The following is a 26,984-nucleotide window of genomic DNA, read 5'->3' as shown; positions in this document are numbered from 1 at the left end:
GCCTTGGCTTCCGGCTGGAACCGCTGACCATGCCACCGCTGAACGTTGTGCTGGGCGCCTGGTCGATGAACTGGCCCGCGCTGGCCATTCTTGTTGCCGCCGTCGTCCTGTATTCAAAGGGCCTGGTTGCCGCCAAGCGCCGGGATATCCGCTGGCCTTTGTGGAATTCGTTCGCCTTCTTCGCCCTTGGACTGGGTAGTTTCGCGGCGCTGAGCTTTGGATTCCCGGGCAGCTATAGTCACGATCTGCGGTGGGCCTTCACTCTCAAAGTGACGTCTTATCTGTTTGTGGTCCCGCTGTTGATTGGCCTGGGCAAGCCGCTAACGTTGGCAAGGCAGACCCTTGGCCCCGTGGGTGCGGCGAGGGTGGAAGCGGTCCTCGGGCACAGGCTGGTCCGCATGCTTAGCAATACACTCGTGGCGGCGCTTCTGGGGCTCGCCATGTTCACCGTGTTCTTGACCCCGCTGTTCTATGTGCTCCGGACCAACCCGGCCGCCGACATCATCCTGACTCTGCTGGTGCCTGTCATGGGACTCCTCATGACAGTGCCGATCATGGAAGACGGTGCAGGACGCACTGGATCACTCATTGTGGTCGAATTCATCTTCGTCTTCATCGAGTTGCTTGCAGACGCCGTGCCAGGCGTCCTGATGCGGCTCAGCCCGGGAATCCTCGACGGCGCCACATCGGTTTTGGGCAATCAACCAGGCTGGTTCCCCTCACCGCTGCGGGACCAGCAACTCGCCGGGGACCTCATGTGGTTCCTCGCGGAGATCGTGGACCTTCCCCTCATCATCCTGATGTTTGTCCGGTTCTCCCGTAGCGACAAACACGAGGCCAAGAGCTTTGACGACCTTAGCGATGAAGAAATCGAAGCCCTGAATCGGGCACATCTGGGGCAAGGCGGACGTAGCCTGGACTGATCTCCAGGCGGCCGGCGGGGGTCCTTAGGCCATCGCGGTGTGCGATGCGCTGTGCGAATCGATCGGCTTCGCGTAGCACTGCGAGTGGCTGACGCCGATGTACGGGCCGAAGTTGGGCACTGGGGCGAAGCCGGCGCTTTCGTAGAAGCTGCGACCGTCCGATTGGGCCGATCCTGCTTCCGCTGTGATCACGCTGAAGCCGTGGGAGTGCGCTTGCGCTTCCAGCGCGGCCAGAATGGAACTGGCCACTCCCGAACCCCTGGCGTAAGGGACAACGTAGAGGCGTTTGATTTCTGCGGTCTCAGCATCCAAGATCCGCAGACCGCCGCAACCCAGGGGCTGTCCTGAGCACTTTTCGTAGGCCACGACGAAAACCGCGGTATCAGCTTCCGATGGTGCAGGTCCGGGCTCGTGGTCTGAGTTGCCAAAACGCGCGTCCAGTTCCGCTTGCTGCGCTGCGCGGAGGTCTGCACCCACTGGGTTGCCCCAGGTGACCTGTCTGATGTTGAGCCGCGGATTGGTCTGCATCGGAACCTCTTTCGCCGGAGGGGGTTATGCAAATCAAGCCTAGGAAGCGGGGGTTACCGCGGTGTTTCCTCCGCGTAAGCGTCCGGAGAAATACCGGGGCGTTAGCCTGACCTTCAGACACGGGCTATTCGAGGGCGTCGCCGGTAGGATCTTCCGCCGTCCGGTCGGCCAAGGCAAGTCCGCCCACAGGGCTTTGGTCCCAATGCAGCAGGCGCCAACCACCTTCCGGATCGCCTTCAAGCACCACGATTCCGGTGTTCTGGAGCTGGTGGGTAGCGGCGAATTCGCGGCCGACATCGACTGCACGGCGACCGGCCCAGCAGCGGATCGCGGCACCATGGCTGACTACGACGGCGGTCTCGTCGCCCGCCGCTGCCACCTTGGCGATGGCCGCGTCGTAGCGGGCGAAGAACTCGTGCCCGTCACCCGCTCCTGGCATGCGGACGTCCAATTCGCCGTCCGTCCACGCAAAAACGGTGCTCATATACCGGTGGTGCGATTCGTGGTCGGTAAGCTTCTCCAAAACACCTGCCTCGATCTCCTGCAGGCCCTCCAACACGGTGGCCTCGAGTCCCAGGGCCTTGGCGAGCGGTGCGGCGGTCAGCTGGGTGCGGATCAGCGTGGACGCATAGATGGCCGTGATGTCTTCGTTGGCGAGCGACACTGGGAGTGCGGCGGCCTGGCGCTCGCCGAGTTCAGTCAGTCCCGGACCGGGAAACGCAGTGTCCAACTGTCCCAGGACGTTTCCGGGGGTTTGCCCGTGGCGGATAAGCAAGAGCCTCATGCTGACACAGTTCCTTACGCTCGATTCGGAAATGCCGGGTCCACGCAGCGTTTCGACCCGGTGGCTTTCAGCCAAGCAGGCCCGGCACTTAAGCGCCGGGCCGACACGCCGTTCGTCAGACAGCGCAACCAGGGACGAACCGGATCGAAGCCGACCCAGACTTGGACAAACCGACTCAGACGCGGACCCAGGCGGTCGACAAGCCGACTCAGACGCGGACGGTGGCCAGACCCGGACGGTGGCCAGGAACTCCGTGCCCTGGCCGCCGTCGAACGGCTGCTACCGTTCCGCAGTGCTGCGTTCTACTTCAGGTGGTCCACAAGCTGGTTGGCGATACCGGTGTACTTGCCCGGAGTCAGTGCCAGCAGCCGTGCCTCGGCCTCTGGAGAAAGCCCCAAGCCGGAGACGAACTCCTGCATGCGGGCGGCGTCGACGCGCTGACCGCGGGTGAGGTCCTTGAGCCGCTCGTACGGGTTCTCCATGCCCTCAACGCCGGCGATGGCCTCCGCCCGCATGACCATCTGAATGGCTTCGCCCAAGACTTCCCAGTTGGTGTCGAGATCGGCCGCGAGTACCTCCTCAGCAACGTCCAGGGCCTTCAATCCCTTGGCGACATTTGAGATTGCAAGGAGCGAGTGCCCGAATGCGACGCCGATGTTGCGCTGCGAAGAAGAGTCCGTGAGGTCTCGCTGCCACCGGGAAGTAACCAGGGTGGCGCCCAAAGTGTCCAACAACCCGTTGGAAATCTCAAGGTTGGCCTCGGCATTTTCGAAGCGGATCGGGTTGACCTTGTGCGGCATGGTGGAGGACCCGGTGGCGCCTGCAACCGGGATCTGGCGGAAGTATCCGATGGAGATATAGCTCCAGATGTCCGTGCAGACGTTGTGCAGGATGCGGTTGAAGCGCGCAACGTCGGCGTAGAGTTCAGCCTGCCAATCGTGGCTCTCGATCTGGGTGGTCAGCGGGTTCCAGGTCAGGCCCAAGCCCTCAACGAAGGACTGGGCTACGGCCTGCCAGTCGGCGCCCGGAACGGAAGCGACGTGTGCCGCGTATGTACCGGTAGCGCCGTTGATCTTGCCTAGGTATTGCGTCCTGGAAACGCGGTCCAGCTGGCGGTTCAGGCGATGCGCGATGACTGCCAGTTCCTTGCCCAACGTGGTAGGTGTGGCGGGCTGGCCGTGGGTCCGGGAAAGCATGGGGACGGCGCGGTTTTCCTCGGCCATCGCTTCGATCTGCTTCACCAAGGCGCTGGCAGCGGGGAGCCAGACATCCTCCACAGCGCCCTTGACGCCCAAGGCGTAAGACAGGTTGTTGATGTCTTCCGAGGTGCAGCCGAAGTGCACCATCGCGGTCAGGTTCTCGATACCGATCGCGGGAAGGCGACGGCCGATGTAGTACTCAACAGCCTTGACGTCGTGGACCGTGACTGCTTCGATTTCGGCGAGTTCGGTGACCGAAGCGGCGTCGAACTCGGTGACGATGCCGCGCAGCTTCTCCTGCTGTTCGGGGGTCAGGGGGCCGGCACCAGGGAGCACATTGTTGCTGGTCAGGTGGATGAGCCACTCGACCTCGACGGCCACACGGTCGCGGTTGAGGGCGGCCTCGGAAAGGTAGTCGACGAGGGGGGCGACGGCGGACTGGTACCGGCCGTCCAGCGGGCCAAGGGCGATCGGCTCCGGCGACGCGGCAAGGGCCAAGCGTCCAGAGGGCGTACGGGTAACAGCGGCGGCGACGGTTTCAGGCATGAGGCAATTCTTTCATGAACTCGCTCTGCGTCATTAAGCGGTACTTCTCTATGTGCATAACCCCTCGGCTTCCCCTCCACAGCAGTGTTTCCGGCAGTTTGTCCACATAGCCCACCATGGTGGTTCCGCACGCACCTGAGCGTACGTAGCGTCGGTGCCACAACATCAATTGGACCTAGGGGAGGGGCAACATCGTGAGCGTCATTCAGATGACGGCTGGAGGACCGGACCTGGATTCCCGGCAATGTGTTTCACGTGGAGCGGAAGTCCAGCAGCTCGGATGGCGGATGACCGTCTGTGCAGACCAGGCCGACGCCGTGCTTGCCAAGTTGGCACAGCTGCAGCTCGATCATTGGGAGTCGCCGGCAGGCCGCGCCTACAGGACTACTGTCGCTTTGCAGGCCGCGTCCCTCCGAAGGGGGCGTGACGCGTTGCGTGAGGCTGCCGTAGTGACTCTCCGGCATTCCCAGAATGTGGCATCGAACGGCCAGCCAGGCGTCTGATGGTCGAGATCGCTCCCGTCGGCGGTGGCGGGTCGCCCCGCCCCAAAACACCCGAGCCGGACGGCCCCCTGCGTATTCGCGGCGGTGTTGGCGGAATCAACTTCCAATTCGAAGAGCTGCTTGCTGGCGCGGCCGCGCTGGACGACCTTGTGCACCAACTGCAGGCCATAGAAAGGGAGGCCGAGGCGGTGCGGGTGGCTCTTTTTCCGTACCAAGCCTCCTCTTACACGAGTGGAAGCAATGCCATCATTGCCGTCGGGGAAAGTGGCCGGGACATTGGGAGGGTCCGTGAACAGCTTCAGCGGATTGGCGACGATGTCAGGGCAAGCCACCGTGAATATGAGTTTGCGGAATCACATGCGGCGATCCGTCTGCGAATGGGCCTAGGAATGCCCGTCTTCGGGGCGGGTCTCAATCCTCTGGGCCTCGGGGCAAGAGACGCCACGGAGGGAGCAGTCCAGAATCTACCCCTGATGTTGGCATGGATGATGGGGCTGCCACTCGCAGCGGCCAACCTTGCGGGGACTATGGCTGGACCAACCGACGTGGGCGCCGTATTGAGAGCCATCGTAGCTGCCCCTGGTTTGGCGTTCCTGAGGCCACGTCCCATCAACGTCAGTCGGAGCGAGACCACCACGAAAAGCATTGACCTCTCAGCTTCAGGATTGCTCCGGGAGCTGAACCACGTCTCAGCTAGTTCGGAGGGAGAAATTGAAGTAGTCCAAGTAGATAGGGACGGAGAACGAGCATGGGTGGTATTGATTCCTGGTACCCAACTTGGCAAACCGCCAGGGGGCAGCAATCCGTTGGATGAGGCCGGCATCGCCGAAGCACTTGGCTACGAGTCCGCGGAAACCAGCAAGGCCATCCGTCAGGCCTTGCGCGAGGCAGGCGCGGCTGCGGGTGAGTCGGTGGTGGCGGTGGGTCACAGCCAGGGAGGGATCCACGCCATGAACCTGAGCCAGGACAAGGCGTTCCTCGCCGAGTACGACCTCAAGTTTGTCGTGACGGCAGGATCGCCTGTCGGGGGAATCACGCCGGAAGCCGGCATCGGGAGCTTGCACTTGGAGCACGAACACGATTGGGTGCCGGGCGCTGACGGCAAAGCCAACGCTGATACCAAGGACAGGGTCACGGTCACCATGACCAATCCGCTGAGCCTGGCCCCTGGGGAGGACCCAGGCCTGGGTCCTGCACACAAGCTCGCGCACTATGAGGAAGGGGCGAACCTTGTGCAGCTCAGTTCCGATCCTTCCCTAGCGGCGTCCACAGCCACCCTGGGCGGGATACTGGGTGCTGGCGGAGTAGCCAAGGTGAGTAGATTCAGGCTGAATCGTGAAGCGGCCCGGCCTGCACGGGTTCCGGTTCCCCGGGTGCCCGTGCCCTCCCCATCGATGCCCGCTCCGAGGATCGAACCGCCCGCCCCGTCAGATATCCGCTCCGGATCGGGAGGGCGCTAGGAAGGCCGCCGAGCGGACAGGTCCAAGTCTTCCTAACGCCTGCTAATGGACGGACCTAGCGCCCGTTAACTCGCGGACCTAGCGCCTGTTAGCGCCAGGGATCCAGCTGGACACCATGGAGATGAGGCTAATGATGATGGCGGCGAGAACTGCGGTCCAGAAGAAGCTATCGATGGTGAGGTGTACCGGGGTGTAGCTGCTTAGCCAAGCAGTCAGGGACAGCATGGCCGCGTTGATGACAATCGTGAACAAGCCGAGAGTGAGGATTGTGATTGGAAGGGAGAGCAACTTGACCAATGGCCGGACGAAGGCATTGACGATGCCAAAAATGAGCCCTATGAAGAGATAGGCAAGAACCACACCCAAGGTGTCGCTGCCTTGTGTGACCCCTGCGTTGTTGACTGCGTTGGTGGTTGCCGAGGTGGAAATATCCATCCCGGGCAGAATCCAGCTGGCAACCCAGAGGGCCAGCCCGTTGATCAGGACACGCACAATGAATGAACCCATCCGCCCATGCTTTCACATGCGCAGACCGGAAGGCCCACACTCATGTCTCGAATGCCTACAAGTAGGCTGGTTCCATGAATTCTTCTGACAACGCACCGGAGGGCGTGCGTCCCCGCCCGGTTGTGGACAGGCTCCCCAAATATGCGGCAGGCAAGCCCCCCGCAGCCATAGAAGGCCTGACCAGTTACAAACTGTCTTCCAACGAAAACCCGTTGCCCCCGATCCCCGCGGTGCTCAAGGCCATTGCCGATCAGTCGGACATCAACCGGTATCCGGACCCTCTTTCCACCAAGCTGCGCACGGCGCTCGCTGAATTTCTAGGAATCCCCGCCGACGACGTCGTCACGGGAGCCGGAAGCCTCGGGGCCCTGAACCAGATTCTTTCCACATTTGCGGGACAGAACCACGACGGTAAAGCCGACGAGGTCATCTACGCATGGCGCTCCTTCGAGGCCTATCCCATCTGCGTGGGGTTGGCTGGTGCTGAGAGTGTCCAGATCCCTTTGCTTTCCGACGGACGCCACGACCTCGAGGCCATGGCGGCTGCTGTCACCGTCCGCACCAAGGTGGTCTTGCTCTGCACGCCCAACAACCCCACGGGCCCCATCCTCACCGCGGAGGAGACGGAGCGGTTCATCCAGTCAGTGCCGGCCGGCGTGGTTGTTGTTATCGACGAGGCCTACCAGGAGTTCGTCCGGGACCAGCACGCCGTGGACGGCATCAAGCTGTACCGCAAGTACCCCAATGTGGTGGTCCTCCGCACATTCTCCAAGGCTCATGGCCTTGCAGGGCTGCGCGTTGGATACAGCGTTGCCGGTCCGGATCTCACCCAGCACCTGCGAGTCGCGGCCACGCCCTTTGCGGTGTCACAGATAGCTGAACGCGCCGCTATTACTTCCTTGCAGAATTTCGACCAGGTTGTTGAAAGGGTACAAAGCCTGGTTGATGAGCGGGACCGTGTTACGGCAGGACTCCGGGAGTTGGGATGGTTCGTCCCTGAGGCCCAAGGCAACTTCGTCTGGTTGAATCTGGGAGAGAACAGCGCCGAATTCGCCACGCTGGCAGGTGAACGGGCGTTGTCCGTGCGGGCTTTCGGCAACGAAGGCGTCCGGGTCAGCATCGGCGAGGTTGAGGCCAATACCCGATTCCTGGAGCTCTGTGCGTCCTATACAAAAGCGCCGCAGGCTTCCTAGCGGTTAACAAATGCCCCTGCGTCCCTTACTGCGGATAAAGTAAGGGACGAAAGCCAAGATATGCCGATTCCGGAATGCATTCCGGAATCGGCATATATCAGCGAAATATTGCTCAGCGTCTGGCTGAAGCAGGCAAGGAGACGGAATGGGCGCAACTCAATTGCCCACCCCCGGGATCAACGGGACGGGACTGCACCTGCAGTCTCCTGCGGAAGGCGCCTCCAGCAATCCCGCAGCCGAGATGATCCAGCTGCTGGGGCCGGACGGCAAGCTAGGAACCGATCCTGTCTTCTCGGACTATGCGAAGCGACTTGAACCGGAGCAGCTGCGAGGTTTTTACGCCGACATGGCCGAGGTCCGCCGCTTCGATCAGGAGGCCACGGCCCTCCAGCGGCAAGGCGAGCTGGCCCTTTGGGTCCCCCTGACCGGTCAGGAAGCCGCCCAGATCGGTTCCGGACGGGCCACCCAGCGGCAGGACTACATCTTCCCCACGTACCGTGAGCATGGCGTTGCGTTGACCCGCGACGTGGATCTGGCTGAGCTCCTGAAGCTGTTCCGCGGAATCTCGAATGGTGGATGGGATCCCACCGAGAACAACTTCCATCTCTACACCCTGGTGTTGGCAGCCCAGACACTGCATTCAGTTGGCTACGCCATGGGAATCCAGCGGGACCAGAAGTTCGCAGAATCCAACGGCTCCAACGACCCGAAGGCCGCTGTTGTGGCCTACTTCGGCGACGGCGCCAGCTCTGAAGGCGACGTCCACGAGTCCATGGTCTTCGCGGCGTCCTACAACGCTCCGGTGGTGTTCTTCTGCCAGAACAACCACTGGGCTATCTCGGTTCCCACTGAGGTCCAGACCAAGGTTCCCCTTTTCAACCGGGCCAAGGGATACGGCTTCCCGGGTATCAGAGTGGACGGCAACGACGTCATAGCGGTCCATGCAGTCACTGAATGGGCTCTTGAGCATGCACGCGAAGGCCGCGGTCCTGTGCTCATCGAGGCATATACATATCGCGTCGGCGCGCACACTACGGCGGACGACCCCACCAAGTACCGTGAATCCGCCGAAGAAGCCGCTTGGCGCGGGAAGGATCCGCTGGACCGCCTGGAGAAGTACCTCCGCAGCGAAGGCTTGGCCGATGAAGCTTTCTTTGAGCAAGTCAGGGTTGACGGAGACAAACTTGCAGCCCACGTCCGCAGCACCACCCAAAGCCTACAGGGCCCGAACTTTCGCGAGTCATTCGCCGGAGTCTACGCCGAGCCGCACCCCCTGGTGGCCGAGGAACTTGCCTGGTTCGAGGAATACTCCGCCGGGTTCGAAGGCGACCACGAAGAGGGAGGCAAGTAACTGATGACCACCATGACGATTGCCAAGGCCATCAACGAAGGCCTGCGTGCTTCACTTACCAACAACCCGAAGTCCCTGCTCATGGGAGAAGACATCGGGCCGCTGGGCGGCGTCTATCGCGTGACTGACGGACTGATCAGGGACTTCGGCGCAGACCGGGTTGTGGATACCCCCCTGGCCGAGTCCGGCATCGTCGGCACCGCGATAGGTCTTGCCTTGCGCGGCTACCGTCCCATCTGCGAAATCCAGTTCGATGGTTTCGTTTTCCCCGGCTTCAACCAGATCACCACGCAGCTGGCCAAGATGCACTCACGCAGCGGCGGCAAACTGACTGTTCCGGTGGTCATCCGCATCCCCTACGGCGGGGGCATTGGCTCGATCGAACATCACTCAGAATCGCCGGAAGCCCTGTTCGCCCACACGGCCGGCCTGCGCATCATCACACCGTCCAACGCACACGACGCCTACTGGATGATCCAGCAGGCCGTCGACTGCACGGACCCGGTGATCTTCTTCGAACCCAAGCGCCGCTACTGGCTCAAAGGCGAGGTAGACACTGAAAACCCCGGACCGGCGTCGGACCCGTTCCAGGCGCACGTCCTGCGGGAAGGTTCCGACGCCACCATCGTGGCGTACGGTCCGCTTGTTCCCGTTGCGCTGGCCGCCGCCGCAGCGGCGGAAGAGGACGGGCATAGTGTTGAAGTGATCGATCTCCGCTCGATTTCCCCCATCGACTTCGACACCGTCACGGCTTCCGTCAAGAAGACCGGGCGCTTGATCGTTGCGCACGAGGCGCCAACGTTCGGTGGTATCGGCGGCGAGATCGCTGCGCGGATCAGTGAGCGTGCGTTCCTGCACCTTGAGGCCCCGGTCATCCGGGTGGGCGGTTTCCACATGCCATATCCCGTGGCCAAGGTGGAGGAGGACTACTTGCCGGACATCGACAAGATCCTCGAAGCCCTGGACCGTTCCCTGGCCTACTAGCCGCCCCTGATTGCACCCTCCGCCACGCGGACGGGCCAGCCGAAATCGAGGACCTAAGTGACTGTTAAGAAATTCAACCTGCCGGATGTCGGCGAAGGCCTGACCGAGGCAGAAATTGTCTCCTGGAAGGTCAAGCCCGGGGACACCGTGGCAATCAACGACGTCATCTGCGAGATCGAGACCGCTAAGTCCCTCGTGGAATTGCCGTCCCCATACGCAGGCACGGTGGCGGAATTGCTCGTCCCTGAGGGGATCACGGTTGAAGTGGGAACCGCGATTATCGGCATCTCGGACAATGCCTCGGACGAGACCGCGACCACGCCAGCACCCGCTGCACCGCTCGCCGCGCAGCCTGCCGCGCCTGCCGTTGCGCAGACCCCCGCGGCTTCGGCAACGCCTGCCGCCGAACAGGCCTTCGAGGCTTCGATGTACGGCAAGCTGCCCGAAGACCCGGGAACGTCCGACGCGGGTCCGGCGGGCGGTCCACTGGTGGGCTCCGGTCCCAAGGCCGACGCCGTCAAGCGCCGCCCGCGTAAGCGCCCGGAAACCGTCGCTTCTTCTGCTGCCGCCGCTTATCGTGCGCCCACTGCTTCCGCCACACTCGCGGCCGAGCAGACGACGGCCCCCGCCGTCGTCGAACCCGCCGTCGGACCCGCCGCGACGGCGTCGCCGCTGCGGACCGTTGCCGGACAACAGGCCGCAGCTGCGTCCCAAGGAGTCGCGACCCAGGCCCCGGGCCTCACGGGCCTTGGTGCAACCGTAAGCGGCCTCGTCAACCGCGTTTTGGCCAAGCCTCCAGTACGCAAGATCGCCCGCGAACTGGGCATTGACCTTGCCGACGTTGTTCCCACGGGAGCCCGCGGTGAAGTGACTCGCGAGGATTTGGTCAGCTACCAGGCGCAGCGCGATGCCGAGGTGGACCAGGCCGACACGTTCTGGGGTGCGTCCAAGAAACCGCAGGATCAGCGTGTGGAACGGATTCCCGTCAAGGGCGTCCGCAAGGCCACAGCCAAGGCCATGGTGGAATCGGCCTTCACGGCGCCGCACGTGAGTATCTTCGTGGACGTCGATGCCAGCCGCACGATGGAATTTGTTAAGCGGCTCAAGGCCTCCAGGGACTTTGAGGGCATCAAGGTGTCGCCGCTGCTGATCCTCTCCAAGGCTGTCATCTGGGCCGCGGCCCGCAATCCAAGCGTCAACGCGACCTGGGTGGAGAATGCCGACGGCAATGGCAACGCGGAGATCCACGTCAAGCACTACATGAACCTGGGTATTGCGGCCGCCACTCCGCGCGGGCTCATGGTGCCGAACATCAAGGATGCACAGGACCTTTCCCTCAAGGAACTGGCCCTAGCGCTCAACGAGCTGGCGAGCACGGCGCGTGCGGGCAAGACCCAGCCTTCGCAGATGCAGGGTGGCTCGCTGACCATTACCAATATCGGCGCCCTGGGCATCGACACTGGAACGCCCATCATCAACCCGGGCGAGGTGGCGATCGTCGCGTTCGGCACCATCAAGCAAAAGCCTTGGGTGCTCGATGGCGAAGTCATCCCTCGCTGGATCACGACGCTGGGCGGCTCGTTCGACCACCGGGTGGTCGATGGGGACCTCTCCGCCCGCTTCATGGCCGACGTCGCATCCATCCTCGAAGAGCCGGCGCTGCTGCTTGACTGAGCGGCGCGGCGTTGAGGGAGGGCGGCGCGGCGTTGGGAGAGGGCGGCGCGGCGTTGGGAGAGGGCGGCGCGGCGTTGGGGTAGGGCAGCGCGGCCTCGAGGGCAGCGGAGGAAGTGCCCAGGCGGTGGCTATGCCCTCCTTCGGCGTCCGGCACCGTGTTGCGCGGATCCTGACCGAGGTCTTCCAGCCGCCAGCGGTGGTGTCCATCTTGCTGCTCATCAGCCCAGCGGTGGAACCGGGTTTCCCGGGAACGATATGGTTCGGAATCCTTGGCGCGCTCTTTGTGTGCGTCCTGCCGCTGGCCTACGTGCTGGTCCTGGTGAGGCTTGGCAAACTGAGTGACCACCACGTCAGCGATCGCAAGGAGCGTGCTCCCCTGCTGATGCTCGCGCTCGTGTCGGTGGTCCTCGGACTGCTGGTGCTCAACCTCATGCACGCGCCGACCAGCGTCTCAGTGATGATCCTTGCCCTGATTGGCGGGATCGCAGTGTTGGCCGCGGTCAGCCTTGTGTGGAAGATCAGCGGTCATGCCTCGGCGATCTCCGCGGCCGCAGTCATTGCGGCGCTCATGTTCGGACCGGCGTGGCTTCCGCTACTGCTTCTGGTGCCAGCCGTCGGCTGGTCCCGGGTGGTGCTGCGGGACCACACTCGCGGCCAGGTCATCGCCGGCTCGTTGTTCGGCGGAGTGGTTATCGCCGGCCTTTGGTGGGTCCTGCGGGGTTGGCTGATCTAATAAGACGTGTAGCTGACCGCGAGGTCGCGCAATTGCTGGTCGCTCATGCCGCCGACCATTCCAAACGACAGCACCAATGCCAGGGCACCAACGGCCAACATGGCGGAACCAACCACAAGCAGCAACTTCCAGTCGGAACGCATGATGCTGCGGAACGTCTCCGGCATCTGCAGCATCGGGGAAATCATGTTTGGAGCGCTGTCCACGGAGCCGTCGTCAAGAAGTGCCACAATGCGGTCATTCGCGCGGTCGAAGCGCATGGAGCTGATGTGGTTTCCGTGGCGGGCGAGCAGAATGTCATGTCCGACGCGCTGGCGCGGCTGCAGAGTAAGCAAAAGGGATCCCCTACGGGTTGTTGTGATGGACGGCTCGCGCCCTTGGGGGCCACTCCAATTTTACCGGCGGCCTCCTAGCCGCACGGCCCAAATGGGGGTGAGACCGCCCACCACAACGCGTGATCCCCGTCTAGTGCCTGGCTGGCTTAGGGTTCGTCCGTCTTGGCGATGTAGACGTCACACGGGGCGTTGTGGGCCACGGTGTTGGCAACGCTGCCGAGAACTCGCGCCAGCCCCTGCATGCGACGGTTGCCGACCACGATCAAGCGCGCCCCGACGCGTTCGGCCTCGCGGATCAAGGCTTCTCCAGGCTTGCCGCGTGCCGCTGTGTAGCTGATTTCAAGCTGGTCGCCGTTCAGCTTGTCCGCAACTCCACGGGCAACCTTCTCGGCGTCGTCTGCGTCCGAGACGATCCACCGGTCGCTGCCGCTTTCAAAGACCTCGGTGCGGTCGCTGTCGAATGCTGTCAAGACGCGAAGGCTGGCTCCCAGGGCGACCGCGAGGTCCCTGGCTGCCTCGGCTGCCCTCATTGCGGTCTCACTGCCGTCTACGCCGACCACTACGATTCCGCTCATGATGTAACTCCTTTGTTGATGGTGTCGATCGCCCCGCGCAGTACTGGTGCCAAACGGCGGACGCCTTCGGCAATGGACTCAGGTGGGACTGCGCTGAAGGCCAATCTCAGTTTGTTGGATGGTTCGTCCGAGTGCGTGAACGCCGCGCCGGGGATGAACACGACCCCTGCCTCGATCGCCTTCTTGAGTAGCGGGTACGTGTCCACGCCATCGGGCAAGGTTACCCAGACGAAGAAACCGCCCTCGGGCCTGGTCCAGCTGAGGCCGGAAGGCATGTGCTCCTCCAACGCTACGAGCAGGGCATTGCAGCGTTCCTCGTACAGTGCGCGATAAGTCTCAATCTGCCCGCGCCAGTCGTAGTCGCGAAGATATGCCGAGATGATCATCTGGTTCAAGGTGGGAGGACACAAGGTCACGGCTTCCGATGCCAGGTAGAAGCGCCGCTGCAGGTGTTCGGGAACGAGCGCCCACCCGATCCGCAGTCCCGGGGCAAAGATCTTGGAGAACGACCCCATGTAGATGACGTCATGCGCGTTCGCGGCCCGCATCGGGGCCAAGGGGTGGCCGTCGAAACGCAAGAGACCGTACGGGTTGTCCTCGAGGACCAAGATATTCGCGTTACGGCATATATCTACGATCCGCTGACGCCGCGCTGGGGCAAGCGTGATGCCGGAAGGATTGTTGAAGTTGGGGATCGTATAGAGGAACTTGATGTTCTTGCCCTCGGCCTGAAGCTCCGCGATCTTGGCTTCGAGCAGCTCCGGGACCAGGCCGTCGTCGTCCATGTCCACTGTCTCAACCTGGACCTGGTAGGCCTCGAAGGTGTTCAGGGCGCCCACGTAGGTGGGGTTTTCCACGAGCACGACGTCGCCCGGATTGCAGAAGACCTTGGTGGCCACGTCCTGGGCCGACTGGGAGCCTGCGGTGATCACGACGTTTTCCGGCCGGGCGTCGGTGATACCTTCGGCAGCCATAATCTCGCAGATCTGGGTGCGAAGTTCCTCGGTGCCCTGGCCGCCGCCGTACTGCAGTGCCGTCATGCCCTCTTCGGCAATGATGCGCGCGGCGGTCTGGCCAAGCTTCTCAAGGGGGAGGGACTGCAGGTAAGGGTTTCCGCCAGCGAGGGAGACGAGCCCCGGGCGCATTGAAATGTCGAAGACATCACGCACGGCGGACTGCTTGATGTTGGCGGCGCGCTCCGAGAAGAGTTCCTCGTGGCGGTGGGCGGCAGTTGCTGCTCGCTCTATTGCGTCAATTGCTTCAGCGGGCAACTCCGGCCCTGCATCCAATGTTTCGTGGGTCACATGGACAGGATACTCCCCAGAGTTGCCAGCAAGGCAACAGATGTTTCATCCCAATTTCACGATTCGGGGTGCGATTCGCTTTACGTCCGGCTGGCGGGAGGCTGGAATAGAGCCATGACGATGCATCCTGAACTCGAATCCAAGGCCCTCCGCTTCCACGAGCTCCATGCTGTGCCGCAAGCGCCCTTGGTGCTGGTGAATGCGTGGGATGCCGCATCTGCGCGGATGGTCGAGGAAGCGGGCGCGACGGCGGTGGCCACCTCCAGCTCGGCAATCTCGTGGAGCTTGGGGTACCAGGATGGGGACCACCTGCCGCGGCAGCTCGCGATGGAAGCACTGTCGCGGATCGCAAAAGCCACCCGCTTGCCGGTGACTGCAGACATCGAGACGGGCTACGGACGCACTGACGAGGAACTCCGGGCCACGATCCGGGCGGTCCTGGACGCGGGCGCCGTCGGGATCAATATCGAGGACTCAGCGGAACAGCCGCTCAGCGACATCGCGGAACAGTCAAAGCGCATTGCCTTGATCAGACAGGCAGCAGAAGATGCCGGCGTCCGGCTTTTCATCAATGCGCGCACGGACACCTATTGGTCCCGAAAGTTTCCGGACACTGCATATGAGGAAACGCTTCGCCGTGCGGACGCCTACCAGCAGGCCGGGGCGGACGGAATATTCGTGCCGGGGGTGACGGATCTCCATATTCTTCACGAACTTTCCCGACGGATCAGCGTGCCGCTCAATGCGCTGGCCGGTTTGGGTTCGCCGTCGCCCGGAGAATTGCACGACGCCGGAGTCCGGCGAATCAGCATCGGCGGCAGCACTGCCAGGGCCGCTTACGCGACGGTCTCCCGGCTCGCAATGGAAGTTCTTGGCGACGGGAACTGGTCGGGCCTCGCCGGAACCCTGAGTTATGCAGACATGGACGCGCTCTTCGGCGGGCGGTAGCGCGGCCGGCCTCAACGCAAGCTCAGGACGTCCGCCAGGGTGCGCCCGTCGATGTAGATCGCGGCCTGGGACGCCCCCGTAGCCGCCACTGCGGTCTGGGTCAGCTGGGTTTCGATCCGCGGGTGGTCGCACACGCCTCCGGGCCGAAGGGACCCGCTCAGGTTCACGACGGCGGTGGAGCCGTCGAGGTAGCCCGAAACATAGCGCAAAGCCGAGCCTGAGAGCGCGTTGTACAAGCCCGCCTGGGTTGCGGTGTCGTCGGGCGCAAGCAGCTCGCCCATTGCCACGGCGAGCGGGTCGCCGCCTGCTGGCGCACTGAATTGCACAGCCACCAGGCTGTCATCGCAGCCAAACCGCACGCCGCGGCTGCCGCCGTCGCCGATTGCGACGAAATACACGGCGGTGCCGGACGGCACGCCAGCGGTCGGGAGGGGCAAGGGCGCCTGCGAACCCGGGCTTCCTGACGGCGCGGACGATGGCCCAGGCGACGGAATGGCTGCGGCCGTGCTGGGTAGACCGGCGGACCCTGGGGCGTGGCTTTGCGTCGCCGATGGCCTGGAGGCGCCGCTTGCCGGGCCCGAAGGGGTGGCCGCGGGCAGCTCGTTGACAGTCGGAGGAGGCGCAGGGCGGGGCGTCGGAACCAGTCCAGCCACCGGCCCTTCCGTCGTGGGGGCGTCACCCCGTGAAGCGGACAGGGCTGAGGGCGAACTGACCGGAGAGCCGCCGTCGGGGGAAGCGCAGCCAGCCAAGCAGAGCGCGAGCGATAGGCACAATGCGGCGATCGCCGTCGTCGTGCCTTCCACGCCGCGCCTGACCCCCATGACAGCCCCGCTCCTGCCCTGATCCACCCGTGGTGCCTGTAAATCAACGTTACGGCTGGCTATCCGGGTGTGGGCCGATCCGTCCATGACAGTTCGGCCTCAGCTCAGTCACGGAATGGTAGCGGTGCGGGGTCGGAATTGAGGCGCCAGCCCGGCCCGTCGGAGCCCGGCTAATCCGTTCCCTTGATCTTTCGCCAGCCCCCGGCGCGGTTATTGGCCGCGATCTGCCTCAGCATGGTGATGAGCGGTGCACTCGGAATCTCGTCGTGCTGGTAGAAGCTGATCATCCGGGCGGTTTTGTTGCCGTGTCCGGAGGTGATGATGTTGCCCGGGTCGGGAACAATGGCGCCGTCGTACAGGAACAGATTGATGTGGTCCTTGGCGGCGAGGAGTGCGCAGACGTTGCCGTCGAGGACGAAGTAAGGCTGCGTGCGGCGCTTGATCGTTTCGACGATTTCGGGTTCGGCCTCGTGGATGAGGTCGCGCAATTGCTCGCCGATGGCGTGCTGCCAGTCCGGGAGGGTCTTGAGGTAGGCATCGACCTCGGGGTGGCGCTTGTAGCTGGCCATGCCGCCATCGTATCGACAAAGAATGCCCCCGCCCACGCCTCAATGGCGGGACGAGGGCGAACCGGTGAGACTACGCTGCTACTTCGTCTTCCTGGACGGCGGTCAGGGGCTCGAAGATGCCCTTGATCTGCTCAACCACCTCCGCGTCGTCCTTCGGGTGCAGTTCGGCGAAGCGGATCATGGAACCCGGAACGGCCAGCTTGACGTCTTCGAGAACCTTGGCGCCGGCGATGCCAGCGGCCTTGCGGGCCTCGTCCTGTGCCCAGACTCCACCGAACTGGCCAAAAGCGGTACCGACGACGGCGGTCGGCTTGCCTGCCAGCGCGCCGGCGCCGTACGGGCGGGACAGCCAGTCGATGGCGTTCTTGAGCGATGCCGGCATGGTGCCGTTGTGCTCCGGGGTGACGAGGAGGAGGGCATCGGCTGCTGCTGCGGCGGCACGGAGGGCCGCGGCTTCGGCCGGGACCTGGCCTTCGACGTCGATGTCTTCGTTGTAGAACGGGATGTTGCCGAGGGAGCCGTGGATCTGCACCTCAACGTCTTCCGGGGCGTTGAGCTGGATGGCTTCGGCGAGCTTGCGGTTGTGGGAATCGGCGCGGAGGCTGCCAACAAGGGCGAGAACGGTGTTCTTGGACATGGGAACTCCTTGGGTCTGGCCGCGGGCGGGGTGCCGCGGGCTCTCGGTTTCTGAGGCTTTGCTGCCTTCGTAGATTCTAAACGGACTGCGGTCCGCTTATTATTCCCGAGGCTAGAATGTTTCTTGTGAGCCTCATTCCCATCCGGCCGGAGTTGCCTTTTGGGGCACCTCCGGAACGTAGCGACGCCGCGCGCAACCGCGAACGGCTCCTCCAAGCTGCCAGGGAACTTGTGGCGGAACATGGAGTGGACGCCATCACCATGGACATGCTCGCCTGCCGTGCCGACGTCGGGAAGGGGACGGTATTCCGCCGCTTCGGCAGCAGGGCAGGACTCATGATGACCCTCTTGAGCGACGCCGAATCGGACTTCCAGCGCCAGTTCATCTTCGGTCCGCCGCCGCTAGGCCCGGGAGCCCCTCCCCTTGAGCGTCTCATTGCCTTTGGCGAAGCGCGCATCAAGTATGTCGAAGAATACGGCGAGCTGGCCCGCGCCGCGGCCGAGCATTCTCCGCTAAACCGGCATGACGCCCCGCCAGTGGTGTTGTGGCACCGGCACATCGAGATGCTGCTTCGGGAGGCGGGCTTGGACCGCGATCCGTGGCTGCTGGCCCAATCGCTGGGCGCCGCCCTGGACCCCGAGCGCGTGTTGCATTCCCTGCGGATGCACGGCGTCGCGCCTGAGCGACTGGCGGCCTCGTGGCGCGAGCTCGTCACCCGCCTGCTGAAAGACGCCTGACAAACCTTCGCCGGGCTGCCTTGGCCCGGTAGCGTAGCGGCATGACCCACACACCGATCCGCACCGCCGTCGTTGGCTATGGCCTTTCCGGCAGCGTCTTCCACGCGCCGTTCATCGCAGCCAATCCGGCGTATTCCCTTGAGGTCATCGCCACCTCGGACGCGGGTCGCAAGGCCAAAGCGCAGGAACGGTATCCCGGCACGAGGGTCGTGGACAGTCCGGAAGATGTCTTGGCGCTTGCCGGGGAGCTGGACCTCGTGGTGCTCGGCACGCCGCCCGCGACCCATCACCCGCTCGCGAAGGCCGCGCTGGAAGCCGGGCTCGACGTCGTCGTCGACAAACCGTTCGCCGTGACCAGCGCGCAGGGGCAGGAGCTGATCGAACTCGCGGTGAGGCTGGGCCGCGTGCTCACGGTCTACCAAAACCGCCGCTGGGACGGCGACGCGCTGACCGTGAAGAAGCTGCTCGACGCCGGGACGCTGGGCGAAATCATGCGCTGCGAGGCGTCGATGGAACGGTGGGCGCCCGAAATCAGCAAGGCGTGGAAGGCCAGCGCAACGGCCGACGACGGCGGTGGGCTGCTTTTCGATCTTGGCACCCATTTGCTTGACCTGGCCGTGCAGATGTTTGGTCCCGCGGCGGTCATCCACGCCGAAATACTGGCGCGCCGCCCGCAAGAAAAGGCTGATGACGACGTCTTCCTTGTCCTGAAGCACGCGTCCGGTGTGATCAGCCACGTGGCCATGAACGTCAACAGCCAGCTCCACGCTCCACGGTTCCGCATTTTGGGCACCAAGGGCGGCTTCGTGAAGTACGGAATCGATCCCCAGGAACCGTTCATCCTGGGAGGCGGGTTGCCCACAGACGGCGCCTACGGCGTGGACGATCCGCACCACTACGGCACCCTGGAAATCGACGGCGTGCGGACCACCGTTCCCACCGAGCGCGGCGCCTACCAGGAGTTCTACCGGATCCTTGGGGAGAAGATCGCCGACGGCGGTGCCGCCTCCGCGTTGCCGCTCCCCGTGGATCCGGCCGGGCCGGTCGAGGTACTCAGGCTGATCGAGCAGGCCAGGGCGCTCGTTTGACCGGCGCGAACTGGCATCAAATGACCCCAAAACGCTTGGGAAGGGTCATCTACTGCCAGTTCGCCGGAAAGTTTTTTTGGATCGGGCGTAACTTCTCCGGGGACCCCAGCGATGTAAGGGGAGTGTGGGCAACGTCCGCACTGATCATCCGGTAGCGACAAAGCCGCTGCCGGAGCAGTCCAAAAACGTTTGTCGGAGGTCTCATGTCCTTGTTCACTGTCCTTGCCACCAGCAAAATCGCCGCCGGCGCCCTGGCTGCCGGAGCTGTCGCGGTTGGCGGAACCGGCGTCGCAGCCTTCAGCGGAGCGCTTCCCACCGAAATCCAGCAGACCGCCCACGAGCTGGTTGGAGCCCCGGCTCCCATCGCCTCCAACGCAGCCGAGACCGCTAAGTCGAAGGCGGCTGACGCTGTGGACGCCGCGAAGTCCAAGGCTTCCGACGCCGCTGCAGACGCAAAGACCAAGGCCACTGACGCCGTGGGCGATGCCAAGTCCAAGGCCGCAGCAGCAGTCGCTTCCGCCAAGGCCACCGACCCCGAGGCATTCGGCCTCTGCACGGCCCTGCTGAACGGTGGCCTGAAGGGTGATGCTAAGGTACCCGGCTACTCCTCCTTGGTTGTTGACGCTGGCGGAGAAGCCAACGTCAAGGCACACTGCGCAACAGTAGTGACCGAAGGCAAGGCTGCCGGTCTGAACGCCGACGGTTCTGTCTCCGCGAAGGCCGACGCCGAAGGCACCGCTACGCTGCCGTCTGCGCCTGCCGTTCCTGCAGTGCCGTCCGCACCGGCCGTTCCCGCAGTGCCGTCTGTTCCTGCAGTGCCGTCCCACGTCCCCACTGCACCTGTGGATTCTGTCCGCCCGTAACGCGACAGCTACGCTTGAACGGCGGGGCTCCTTGGCAGACTGACAAGGAGCCCCGCGACGCAACAGACGGCGGTAATGGTCATTTCCCAGGCCAGGGACGATGACCATACTGCGTGGGATGGAGGGGTCGCGGGTGCTTGACCCTTTGGCTGATGAATATTTGCAGGCGGACGAGGACGATCCCGCACTGCTCTTCACGGCTGCCTACAACAATTTTTCCGGACCGGTCTTTGGATACCTGCGCGCCCGTGGCGTAGATGACCCGGAAGCAGTCACGCAGGACGTGTTCCTGGCCCTCTATCCCAAATTGGATTCCCTCCGCGGAGGCCTCCAAGGGGCCAAAACTCTGCTCTTCTCCATCGCGCACGCCCGAATGGTGGATCACTACCGCAAGCGGGAGCGCACTCCTGATGCCGCGCCCTATGAGCCCGATCTGGACGCGCGGCGAACGCCTTCGGCGGAGGATCAAGCATTCGGGCACGGGGAAGGGCTGGGCGTGACAGAGCTACTGGCCGACCTCAACTCCGACTACCGCGAGGTCCTGGCGTTACGGGTCGTGGCGGACCTGTCCTTGGAAGAAACAGCGGACATCATGGGCAAGTCCCAAGGAGCCGTGAAGCAGTTGCAGCGCAGGGCATTGAGTGCACTGAGAGAACGTGCACTACTAAGGAATGGCACATCATGAGCGAAAAATCCGCATCCTTCGGGGAGCAAGGCGTTGACCGCCTGCTTGCTGAAGCCGGGCTCGACGAAGCGCACGAGATCCGGACCGAGCTGCTGGAACTGCGCGCCCTTGCAAATAGCCGGCCGCAGCCATCAGCGGCTGTGCAAGCCTTGATGGTGCCTGCGAGCGTTGCGGCCGTCCCGGTAACCGCCGCACCGATCGACCAGCTGGCCGCGCGCCGCCGTCGTAAGCGCCGTGCCGGCATCGCAGCACTAGCAGTTGCGGCTTCCCTCGCCGCTGGGGCTACCGCAGCTGCTGCCTCCGACGGCGGCATTCAGGGAACGATTGAACACTTAGGCGCCGTCGTGGGATCGGTCGTCTCCCAGCTCACTCCGGGATCGGGCGGCAACGCTCCGCAACAGCAGGGGACGCGTCCAGAGCAGATGCCCACTCGCGAGACAAGCGTTCCCGTGGCGCCCACAACGGCGCCCACCAGCTCCGACGCTCCAAGCAGCAGTGCGCATCCAGCCCCGCACTCCACTACCTCCCCCGGGTCCGGCTCGGATCCGCGTGAGGGACTTCGAGACATTGCCAAGGGCCGTCCGGGACCTGTCACGATCCCGACGCCGGTGGTCCCTACGCCCGAGCTGCCGTTGCCTGAGCCCGTTCCTTCGGAGATCCTCCCGGGCAACCCGGCCAAGCCGTAACTGGCGTCGTGCTCGGCTGAGCTGCTTAGGCGGCTTCTAGTTCAGTGACGCGGGCGTATTTGAGTGCTTTGGCTTGGTGTCGGAGCGCGCGCCGGTGGTGTCTGGAATCTGATGCGACGGTATGGGGCGGGCCAGTGCCCTGTATCCCGATTCCGGGTAGGGGCGGGGCTGTTGACCGGTAGTGGTGTCCAGTGGGGGTACGGATTTCCAGGAGGTGCCTCCTGCCGGGGCTGGTTCGTGCTGTCCGGGTTCGTGCTGTCCAGCCGGGGAGTTCTTTGGTGTGGTTGCACGCCTCGCACAGGCCCGCCCCGTTGTCCAGGCTGGTGGGTCCGCCGTCGTGCCACGGGACGACATGGTCGAAATGCCTGATCGGTGCATCGCAATACGGGGTCCGGCAGGTGTCGTCGCGGGCCTGGATGAAGCGCCGCAGTCCGGGCGGGTAAAGCCGGGCCCGGGAGTCCGCGGCGACAAGATCACCGGTCTCCGGAGCGGTGAAGAGGCGCCGGAGCCAGATCTTCAGATCCTGCGCCCGCTCCGGCCCGGCTTGGTTGTGGTTCGCGGTGAGCATGGTCCTGGCCCAGCCGGCGGGGACGATGCCGTAGCCGGGCAGGCGTGCCGGTTCGCTGTCGGCCTGGAAGAGGGTCCGGTCGGTCATGACGAGCTGGACCTCCACCCCGGAAATCCCCGCGGGGGTGCCGGTGGTGCGCTCGACGAGGGTGTCGGCCATGACCTGTCCGCGGGTGCGGGTGTCCCCTCCGGAGCGGAGGGTGTCGGCGTGCCGGGACAGGGCCGCGTGCACGGCCACGCCCTGGGCGACGGGAAGCAGGGCGGTCAGGTAGGTCATGGTGTCCGGTGCCGGGCGGAGACTGACGTGCCGTTCCTCGGCGGCACGGGCAGCGCGCTGGGTGACCGAGCGCGGGTCCCGCCGGTACGCCGCGGTCCGGGCCGCCGCGATGATCGCCTTGTCCCCGGCGCCGTCGAAGGTTCCGGTGTCGGCCGCGAGTTCCTCGTCCACCGCACAGCGGTCTTCGGCGGACAGGCAGGCTGTTTCCTTCACCAGCAGGGTGGCCCGCCACTCGTTCAGCTGGCCGGTCTCGAGGGCGGCGAGGGTGTGCGGCATTTCGGTGACGAGGGCTTTCGCGAGTCCGTGGAGCCGGGATCCGCGGGCGGGGGACTCCCGCCGGGCCAAAGCCACCTGCGCTCCGACGCCGCGTCCCTGCTCCTCGGCCGGAACACCCGCAGCCGCGTCGGCGCTGCGTTGGGCGGCGTCGAACGCGACGGCGATCCGGGCCTGTGCAGCCGCGGCCGCGGACTTCAGGTCCTCCAGGGCACGCAACTGTCTTATCAGTTCGGTGCCCCCGCCCGGTTCGGTGCCGCCGGCGTCGGGCCGGAACGAGGCAACGGCATCGATCAAATCCCGCACCCAGGTATCTGACACCGGGGCATCCGAAGCCGTGCCGCCGGTTGGCGCGCCTGGTCCGATCAGCTGTGTTCCCCGAATGCCGGCCATAAACCAAGCATTTCAGGGACCTACGACATTTTTAGGCCCATAGAACCCGTCCAATCGAAAAACCCGGAAGGTCGGAAGGACTTTCAGTGATGTTGTCTACGAATGTTGCCGTGCCGCGCGGGTCGTGGCGTTGAGCAGAAGGATCGATTTCGTCGCGATCGATACGACGAGGAGCGTAACGGCGGCGAGCACTCCAATGGTGATGGCCTGCCAGGCAGGCGGTTGGAGGAGGTGCAACCAGGTAATGGCGAGTGCAGCGACACTCGCCACGGGGAAGGTGAATGACCAGAACCCGAGCGAGAACGGCAGCGCGCTGTAGCGCGGCAAGAGTGTCGCCTGGATCAGCACCATCAGCACCGTGATCGCCGTCAACCCCTCGAACACATGATCCGGCTGGCCGCCTGAGATCGTAAGCCACGCCGCTGACGCCACGGCCGGGGGAGCCATCATGATCGCAAGTGTCGGGAGGAGCGGTGCCGGCATCGTTGGACGGAGCGCGAGCCGGAGGAAGAAGAACACGGAGATCACCAGCCAGAAGAAGATGCCGACGGCGAAGCTTCCGACGGCGAGCCAGTCAAGCCCCGCCTGAGCCGCGGCGAGTGCACCGACTAAACCGGCTGCGCTGATGGGCAGGAAGTAGCCGCCATGAACGGATTCAAGCGGCAACTGACCGCGCATCCAGAAGCCTAGAATCCATGCGGCGAACGCGGCCGCGGCGCCCATGGAGATCAACGTCAGCACAGTTCCGGCCAGCGGAATCGTGCGGTGAAGGTTCGCTCCGAGCAGCATCGCGGCGATGGGAAGCAATGCCGCAAGAGGACCCTGCGCGAAGTGCGTGAGCTGATGAGAGAGCGGTTGGCCGGTGCGCTTGCCGCGATGCATGTGCACCGCGATGGTCCAGATCCAGGAGATCCCGGCAACCAGCCAGAACGCTTGCCCGAGCTCGAACGGGGCACCGAGCGCGGAAGCCGCCACGGACCAGACCTGGGCGAGGCCGGCCAGGCCCAGTGGGATGGCGAGCGTGTTCAACGGGACGCGCGTGCGCAGGCCTGTTACCGGGGTGACGTGTGCCCGGGGCTGTTGAATGGACAAGGAGTGCCTTCCTGAAAGGACAGCTGGATCCAGATGTGGTCGAAAAATGAGTTTTTGACCTTGAAGTACAATATCATGCGGGTTACTCTTTTTCCATGGGTAGACCGATGCAGTTCGAGGCGGCTGAGGCTGTCGATAGGGCGATGGATCTGTTCTGGCGTCAGGGGTACGCCGGAACGACGCCGCAGGAACTGGCCAGTGAGCTGGGCATCGGCAAAGGCAGTCTCTACAACACGTTTGAGAGCAAGCACGCACTGTTCCTGCGTGCCCTGCGACGCTATAGCCTGAAAAGACTCGAGTACCTGGCCGAGCTGTTCTCAACGCCTGGGCCGGTCCGGCCTCGTCTCAAAGGGGCCATGACTGTCCTTGCTGGCATGGGCGAGCATCAGCGGGGGTGCGTTATGGTCAATGCTGCAGCGGAGCTCGGCCCCGCGGACGTCGAGGTGAATCGCATCGCGGACGACCTCTTCACGCAGATCGAAGCCGTGTTTCGGCAAGCAATCGTGCAAGGACAAGAGTCCGGAGAACTCGGTGTGGATCGCGATGCCGGCACTGCCGCCAGCCAACTGCTTGCCTCCGTGATCGGGCTCAGTGTGCTCGTCAAGGCAGGCATGGCGTCGGGGAGGTTCCGCGCCGTCGTCGACGGCATCGTCGACGGATTGTGACGTCGCAAGGAATCCACGATCAGACGTGAGCAGCGTGCCGGTCATACGGATGTTGTGAACAGTTCGATGCCGGATGCGACTGCGACTTCTCGGTACGCGTTTGCCAGGTCGTCCAGGCTCGCGTGTCTGTTTAAGCCGCTCGGGTTCGGGACCACCCAGACGGGGACGCCGCCGAGATGGCCCTGCTGACGTCCGACCGTTGCCCGGGGCCGGGCGAACGCAGTCCGGTAGGCGGTGATTCCCAATACCGCCACCACTGCCGGAGCGATGCGTTCGACGCGCTCTGAGAGTGCTTCGGCTCCAGCGACGAGCTGCTCTGCGGTGAGTTCGTCCGCGCGCGCCGACGCTCCCGCGACCAGAGACGTGATGCCGAGGCCACGCTCACGCAGATGCGCGAGGTCTTCGGGGCGGAAGCCCGCCGAAGCATCTATCCGCCGATCGACGATGCCCGCCCGGTAGAGAGCAGGATAGAAGCGGTTGCTCCCGCCGCCGAAATGCGCCTGCACCGCGACGGCGCGCAGGCCGGGATTTATGCCGACGAACAAAAGCCGTGTGTGGTCCCCGAGTAGGTCCGGCAGGCTCCCGCCTCGGAACGAATCAAGGGCAGACCGACTAAATCCCATCACTCCACCTTCGGGATTCCGGAAGCGGAGGGCCACCGGTGTTTCACAATGCGAGGCCGGGGCCGTCTTCGCCAAAAACCACGACGGCGGGGTGCCGCTTCCCATGGAAGCCGCACCCCGCCGTCGGGCTCGTCAAACCGCCGTCGCGCTCGCTAAGGCTAGGCCGAAACCAGGTTGTGCCAGTCGGCGACGAGGGGCAGGTTGTGCGCCTCGGAAACCGAGCGATGCGTGACCTTGCCGGCGACGACGTTAAGGCCAGCTGCCAGGGCGGGGTCGCGGTCGAAGGCGGCCTTGACGCCCAGGTTGGCCAGTGCCACCGCGTAGCGCAAGGTGACGTTGGTCAGCGCGTACGTGGAGGTGTTCGGAACGGCGCCGGGCATGTTGGCGACGCAGTAGAAGATCGAGTTGTGGACCTTGTACGTGGGTTCCTGGTGGGTGGTGGGGTGGGTGTCCTCGAAGCAGCCGCCCTGGTCCACGGCGATGTCCACCAGCACGGAACCGGGCTTCATGCGGGAGACCAACTCGTTGGTGACCAGCTTGGGAGCCTTGGCGCCCGGGATCAACACGGAGCCAATGACGAGATCTGCGTCGATGACTGACTTCTCGATCTCGTAGGCGTTGGAGGCGACCGTCTTCAGGCGGCCCTGGTAGAGGGCGTCCAGTTCGCGCAGGCGGTTGATGTTGATGTCCATGATGGTGACATCGGCACCGAGGCCCAGGGCCATTGCGGCGGCGTTCGTACCGGCAACACCTGCGCCGAGGACAACAACCTTCGCCGGGCGGACACCCGGAACGCCGCCCAACAGCACACCCTTGCCGCCGGCCGGGGCCATGAGAGAGGAAGCGCCAACGACGACCGACAGTCGCCCAGCGACCTCGGACATCGGTGCCAGCAGGGGCAGGGTACGGCCTTCCTGCACGGTTTCGTAGGCGATGGCCGTGACGCCGGAGTTGATCAGCTCCTGCGTCAGTTCGGGCTCGGCGGCCAGGTGCAGGTAGGTGAAGAGGATGAGGCCCTTGCGGAAGCGGTGGTACTCGGCCTTGATGGGTTCTTTGACCTTCATGACCATGTCGGCGCGTGCCCAGACGTCGTCGGCTTCGGCCACGATCTCGGCGCCGGCAACCGCGTATTCCTCGTCGGTGATGCCGGAGCCCAGGCCGGCGCCGCGCTCCACCAGGACGGTGTGTCCGTGGGTACGGAACTCGTTGACCCCGGCTGCGGTGATGGCAACGCGGAATTCGTTGTTCTTGATCTCTTTGGGGACACCGATAATCATTTTTTGGGCTCCATGGTTCGAAAGGCTTCAACGGCCTTTTTTCTCTGCGGGGACTGTGATTCCAGAATAAATCCGCTGTGAGCCAGGCGACACGAAGGGCGATGACAGCCGTCGTGAACTTCCTTGGATTTTCGGGGTTTTTGCCTTCCAAGGCTCGACATTTGTCGAATCCCGGGGCGTCAGA

At 64.1% G+C, this 26,984-nt stretch carries 30 protein-coding genes; 16 read left to right on the top strand and 14 right to left on the bottom strand.

The window, feature by feature from the left end; all coding sequences use genetic code 11:
• The first annotated feature begins 29 nt into the window (after positions 1–29).
• Entirely contained in the window at positions 30–923 is an 894-nt protein-coding gene (locus ACX5I4_RS20645; RefSeq protein WP_461838321.1) for a cytochrome c oxidase assembly protein, read from the top strand.
• Between the two features lie 24 nt (positions 924–947).
• Here ACX5I4_RS20645 and ACX5I4_RS20640 read toward each other — a convergent pair whose 3' ends face one another.
• The 3 genes from ACX5I4_RS20640 to purB form a co-directional block, all read right to left on the bottom strand.
• The gene (locus tag ACX5I4_RS20640; RefSeq protein WP_461838320.1) at positions 948–1,451 is read right to left on the bottom strand and encodes a GNAT family N-acetyltransferase; all 504 of its coding nucleotides are present in this window, start codon (positions 1,449–1,451) and stop codon (positions 948–950) included.
• A 124-nt stretch (positions 1,452–1,575) separates the two neighbouring features.
• On the bottom strand, positions 1,576–2,235 hold the full coding sequence (locus ACX5I4_RS20635) for a histidine phosphatase family protein (protein ID WP_461838319.1): 660 nt from the start codon (positions 2,233–2,235) through the stop codon (positions 1,576–1,578).
• Positions 2,236–2,537: 302 nt separating this feature from the next.
• On the bottom strand, positions 2,538–3,980 hold the full coding sequence (gene purB / locus ACX5I4_RS20630) for an adenylosuccinate lyase (protein ID WP_461838318.1): 1,443 nt from the start codon (positions 3,978–3,980) through the stop codon (positions 2,538–2,540).
• Positions 3,981–4,174: 194 nt separating this feature from the next.
• Between purB and ACX5I4_RS20625 the strand changes: the two genes are divergently transcribed.
• Positions 4,175–4,483 (top strand): hypothetical protein, encoded by a 309-nt coding sequence (locus ACX5I4_RS20625; protein ID WP_461838317.1) that lies wholly within the window; start codon positions 4,175–4,177, stop codon positions 4,481–4,483.
• Entirely contained in the window at positions 4,483–5,943 is a 1,461-nt protein-coding gene (locus ACX5I4_RS20620; protein ID WP_461838316.1) for an alpha/beta hydrolase family protein, read from the top strand. Before ACX5I4_RS20625 ends, ACX5I4_RS20620 begins: the two co-directional genes overlap by 1 nt.
• A gap of 78 nt (positions 5,944–6,021) precedes the next feature.
• Here the strand turns inward: ACX5I4_RS20620 and ACX5I4_RS20615 are convergent, their stop codons facing one another.
• Positions 6,022–6,450 (bottom strand): phage holin family protein, encoded by a 429-nt coding sequence (locus tag ACX5I4_RS20615; protein ID WP_461838315.1) that lies wholly within the window; start codon positions 6,448–6,450, stop codon positions 6,022–6,024.
• A gap of 74 nt (positions 6,451–6,524) precedes the next feature.
• Here ACX5I4_RS20615 and ACX5I4_RS20610 point away from each other — a divergent pair, with 74 nt between their 5' ends.
• From ACX5I4_RS20610 to ACX5I4_RS20590, 5 genes are all read left to right on the top strand, one after another.
• A complete protein-coding gene (locus ACX5I4_RS20610; protein ID WP_461838314.1) occupies positions 6,525–7,643 on the top strand; it encodes a histidinol-phosphate transaminase in 1,119 nt (372 codons plus the stop codon).
• A gap of 145 nt (positions 7,644–7,788) precedes the next feature.
• A complete protein-coding gene (gene pdhA, locus ACX5I4_RS20605) occupies positions 7,789–8,994 on the top strand; it encodes a pyruvate dehydrogenase (acetyl-transferring) E1 component subunit alpha (protein WP_461838313.1) in 1,206 nt (401 codons plus the stop codon).
• A 3-nt stretch (positions 8,995–8,997) separates the two neighbouring features.
• The gene (locus ACX5I4_RS20600; protein ID WP_461838312.1) at positions 8,998–9,978 is read left to right on the top strand and encodes an alpha-ketoacid dehydrogenase subunit beta; all 981 of its coding nucleotides are present in this window, start codon (positions 8,998–9,000) and stop codon (positions 9,976–9,978) included.
• 57 nt (positions 9,979–10,035) lie between these two features.
• Positions 10,036–11,652: a dihydrolipoamide acetyltransferase family protein gene (locus ACX5I4_RS20595; protein WP_461838311.1), complete on the top strand. Its 1,617-nt coding sequence runs from the start codon at positions 10,036–10,038 to the stop codon at positions 11,650–11,652.
• 130 nt (positions 11,653–11,782) lie between these two features.
• Positions 11,783–12,385, top strand: coding sequence for a phosphatase PAP2 family protein (locus ACX5I4_RS20590; protein ID WP_461838781.1), 603 nt, complete (start codon positions 11,783–11,785; stop codon positions 12,383–12,385).
• Here the strand turns inward: ACX5I4_RS20590 and ACX5I4_RS20585 are convergent.
• The 3 genes from ACX5I4_RS20585 to ACX5I4_RS20575 form a co-directional block, all read right to left on the bottom strand.
• Positions 12,382–12,720 (bottom strand): hypothetical protein, encoded by a 339-nt coding sequence (locus ACX5I4_RS20585; RefSeq protein WP_461838310.1) that lies wholly within the window; start codon positions 12,718–12,720, stop codon positions 12,382–12,384. The two genes, ACX5I4_RS20590 and ACX5I4_RS20585, sit on opposite strands and share 4 nt — an antisense overlap.
• Positions 12,721–12,866: 146 nt before the next feature.
• Positions 12,867–13,295 (bottom strand): universal stress protein, encoded by a 429-nt coding sequence (locus ACX5I4_RS20580; protein ID WP_461838309.1) that lies wholly within the window; start codon positions 13,293–13,295, stop codon positions 12,867–12,869.
• On the bottom strand, positions 13,292–14,599 hold the full coding sequence (locus ACX5I4_RS20575; RefSeq protein ID WP_461838308.1) for an aminotransferase-like domain-containing protein: 1,308 nt from the start codon (positions 14,597–14,599) through the stop codon (positions 13,292–13,294). The genes ACX5I4_RS20580 and ACX5I4_RS20575 overlap by 4 nt, the downstream gene beginning before the upstream one ends.
• 114 nt (positions 14,600–14,713) lie before the next feature.
• Here ACX5I4_RS20575 and ACX5I4_RS20570 point away from each other — a divergent pair, with 114 nt between their 5' ends.
• Complete coding sequence (locus ACX5I4_RS20570) at positions 14,714–15,547, top strand: isocitrate lyase/PEP mutase family protein (protein ID WP_461838307.1); 834 nt, start codon at positions 14,714–14,716, stop codon at positions 15,545–15,547.
• An 11-nt stretch (positions 15,548–15,558) separates the two neighbouring features.
• Here the strand turns inward: ACX5I4_RS20570 and ACX5I4_RS20565 are convergent, their stop codons facing one another.
• Complete coding sequence (locus ACX5I4_RS20565; RefSeq protein ID WP_461838306.1) at positions 15,559–15,984, bottom strand: GerMN domain-containing protein; 426 nt, start codon at positions 15,982–15,984, stop codon at positions 15,559–15,561.
• A gap of 55 nt (positions 15,985–16,039) precedes the next feature.
• Here ACX5I4_RS20565 and ACX5I4_RS20560 point away from each other — a divergent pair, with 55 nt between their 5' ends.
• Positions 16,040–16,390, top strand: coding sequence for a hypothetical protein (locus ACX5I4_RS20560; RefSeq protein ID WP_461838305.1), 351 nt, complete (start codon positions 16,040–16,042; stop codon positions 16,388–16,390).
• A gap of 148 nt (positions 16,391–16,538) precedes the next feature.
• Here the strand turns inward: ACX5I4_RS20560 and ACX5I4_RS20555 are convergent, their stop codons facing one another.
• On the bottom strand, positions 16,539–16,937 hold the full coding sequence (locus ACX5I4_RS20555) for a DUF1801 domain-containing protein (protein ID WP_461838304.1): 399 nt from the start codon (positions 16,935–16,937) through the stop codon (positions 16,539–16,541).
• A gap of 70 nt (positions 16,938–17,007) precedes the next feature.
• The gene (locus tag ACX5I4_RS20550) at positions 17,008–17,574 is read right to left on the bottom strand and encodes an NAD(P)H-dependent oxidoreductase (RefSeq protein WP_461838303.1); all 567 of its coding nucleotides are present in this window, start codon (positions 17,572–17,574) and stop codon (positions 17,008–17,010) included.
• A 125-nt stretch (positions 17,575–17,699) separates the two neighbouring features.
• Here ACX5I4_RS20550 and ACX5I4_RS20545 point away from each other — a divergent pair, with 125 nt between their 5' ends.
• The 5 genes from ACX5I4_RS20545 (at position 17,700) to ACX5I4_RS20525 (ending at position 21,633) form a co-directional block, all read left to right on the top strand.
• Positions 17,700–18,311 (top strand): TetR/AcrR family transcriptional regulator, encoded by a 612-nt coding sequence (locus ACX5I4_RS20545; protein WP_461838302.1) that lies wholly within the window; start codon positions 17,700–17,702, stop codon positions 18,309–18,311.
• A 41-nt stretch (positions 18,312–18,352) separates the two neighbouring features.
• The gene (locus ACX5I4_RS20540; protein ID WP_461838301.1) at positions 18,353–19,399 is read left to right on the top strand and encodes a Gfo/Idh/MocA family protein; all 1,047 of its coding nucleotides are present in this window, start codon (positions 18,353–18,355) and stop codon (positions 19,397–19,399) included.
• A 203-nt stretch (positions 19,400–19,602) separates the two neighbouring features.
• Complete coding sequence (locus ACX5I4_RS20535; protein ID WP_461838300.1) at positions 19,603–20,262, top strand: hypothetical protein; 660 nt, start codon at positions 19,603–19,605, stop codon at positions 20,260–20,262.
• Positions 20,263–20,395: 133 nt separating this feature from the next.
• A complete protein-coding gene (locus ACX5I4_RS20530; RefSeq protein WP_461838780.1) occupies positions 20,396–20,947 on the top strand; it encodes an RNA polymerase sigma factor in 552 nt (183 codons plus the stop codon).
• The gene (locus tag ACX5I4_RS20525) at positions 20,944–21,633 is read left to right on the top strand and encodes a hypothetical protein (protein ID WP_461838299.1); all 690 of its coding nucleotides are present in this window, start codon (positions 20,944–20,946) and stop codon (positions 21,631–21,633) included. Before ACX5I4_RS20530 ends, ACX5I4_RS20525 begins: the two co-directional genes overlap by 4 nt.
• Positions 21,634–21,658: 25 nt before the next feature.
• On the opposite strand, the gene ACX5I4_RS20520 is transcribed toward ACX5I4_RS20525, so the two are convergent.
• Together ACX5I4_RS20520 and ACX5I4_RS20515 are read right to left on the bottom strand one after the other, a co-directional pair.
• Positions 21,659–23,143, bottom strand: coding sequence for an HNH endonuclease (locus tag ACX5I4_RS20520; RefSeq protein ID WP_461838298.1), 1,485 nt, complete (start codon positions 23,141–23,143; stop codon positions 21,659–21,661).
• A gap of 96 nt (positions 23,144–23,239) precedes the next feature.
• Positions 23,240–24,235 carry an SLAC1 family transporter gene (locus ACX5I4_RS20515; protein WP_461838297.1) on the bottom strand — a complete coding sequence of 332 codons (996 nt, stop codon included), beginning with the start codon at positions 24,233–24,235 and terminating at the stop codon, positions 23,240–23,242.
• Positions 24,236–24,330: 95 nt separating this feature from the next.
• On the opposite strand from ACX5I4_RS20515, the gene ACX5I4_RS20510 reads away from it, so the two are divergent.
• Positions 24,331–24,900, top strand: a complete 570-nt coding sequence (locus tag ACX5I4_RS20510; RefSeq protein WP_461838296.1) for a TetR/AcrR family transcriptional regulator — start codon at positions 24,331–24,333, stop codon at positions 24,898–24,900.
• 41 nt (positions 24,901–24,941) lie between these two features.
• On the opposite strand, the gene ACX5I4_RS20505 is transcribed toward ACX5I4_RS20510, so the two are convergent.
• Together ACX5I4_RS20505 and ald are read right to left on the bottom strand one after the other, a co-directional pair.
• Positions 24,942–25,523 carry a mismatch-specific DNA-glycosylase gene (locus ACX5I4_RS20505; protein ID WP_461838295.1) on the bottom strand — a complete coding sequence of 194 codons (582 nt, stop codon included), beginning with the start codon at positions 25,521–25,523 and terminating at the stop codon, positions 24,942–24,944.
• A 158-nt stretch (positions 25,524–25,681) separates the two neighbouring features.
• Positions 25,682–26,800, bottom strand: coding sequence for an alanine dehydrogenase (gene ald, locus ACX5I4_RS20500; protein WP_461838294.1), 1,119 nt, complete (start codon positions 26,798–26,800; stop codon positions 25,682–25,684).
• Between the last annotated feature and the right edge of the window lie 184 nt (positions 26,801–26,984).

This window comes from Arthrobacter sp. MMS24-S77, from assembly GCF_054888235.1.
Note: the sequence above shows the minus strand (reverse complement) of the source record. Positions and strands in the feature narration are given on the sequence as shown.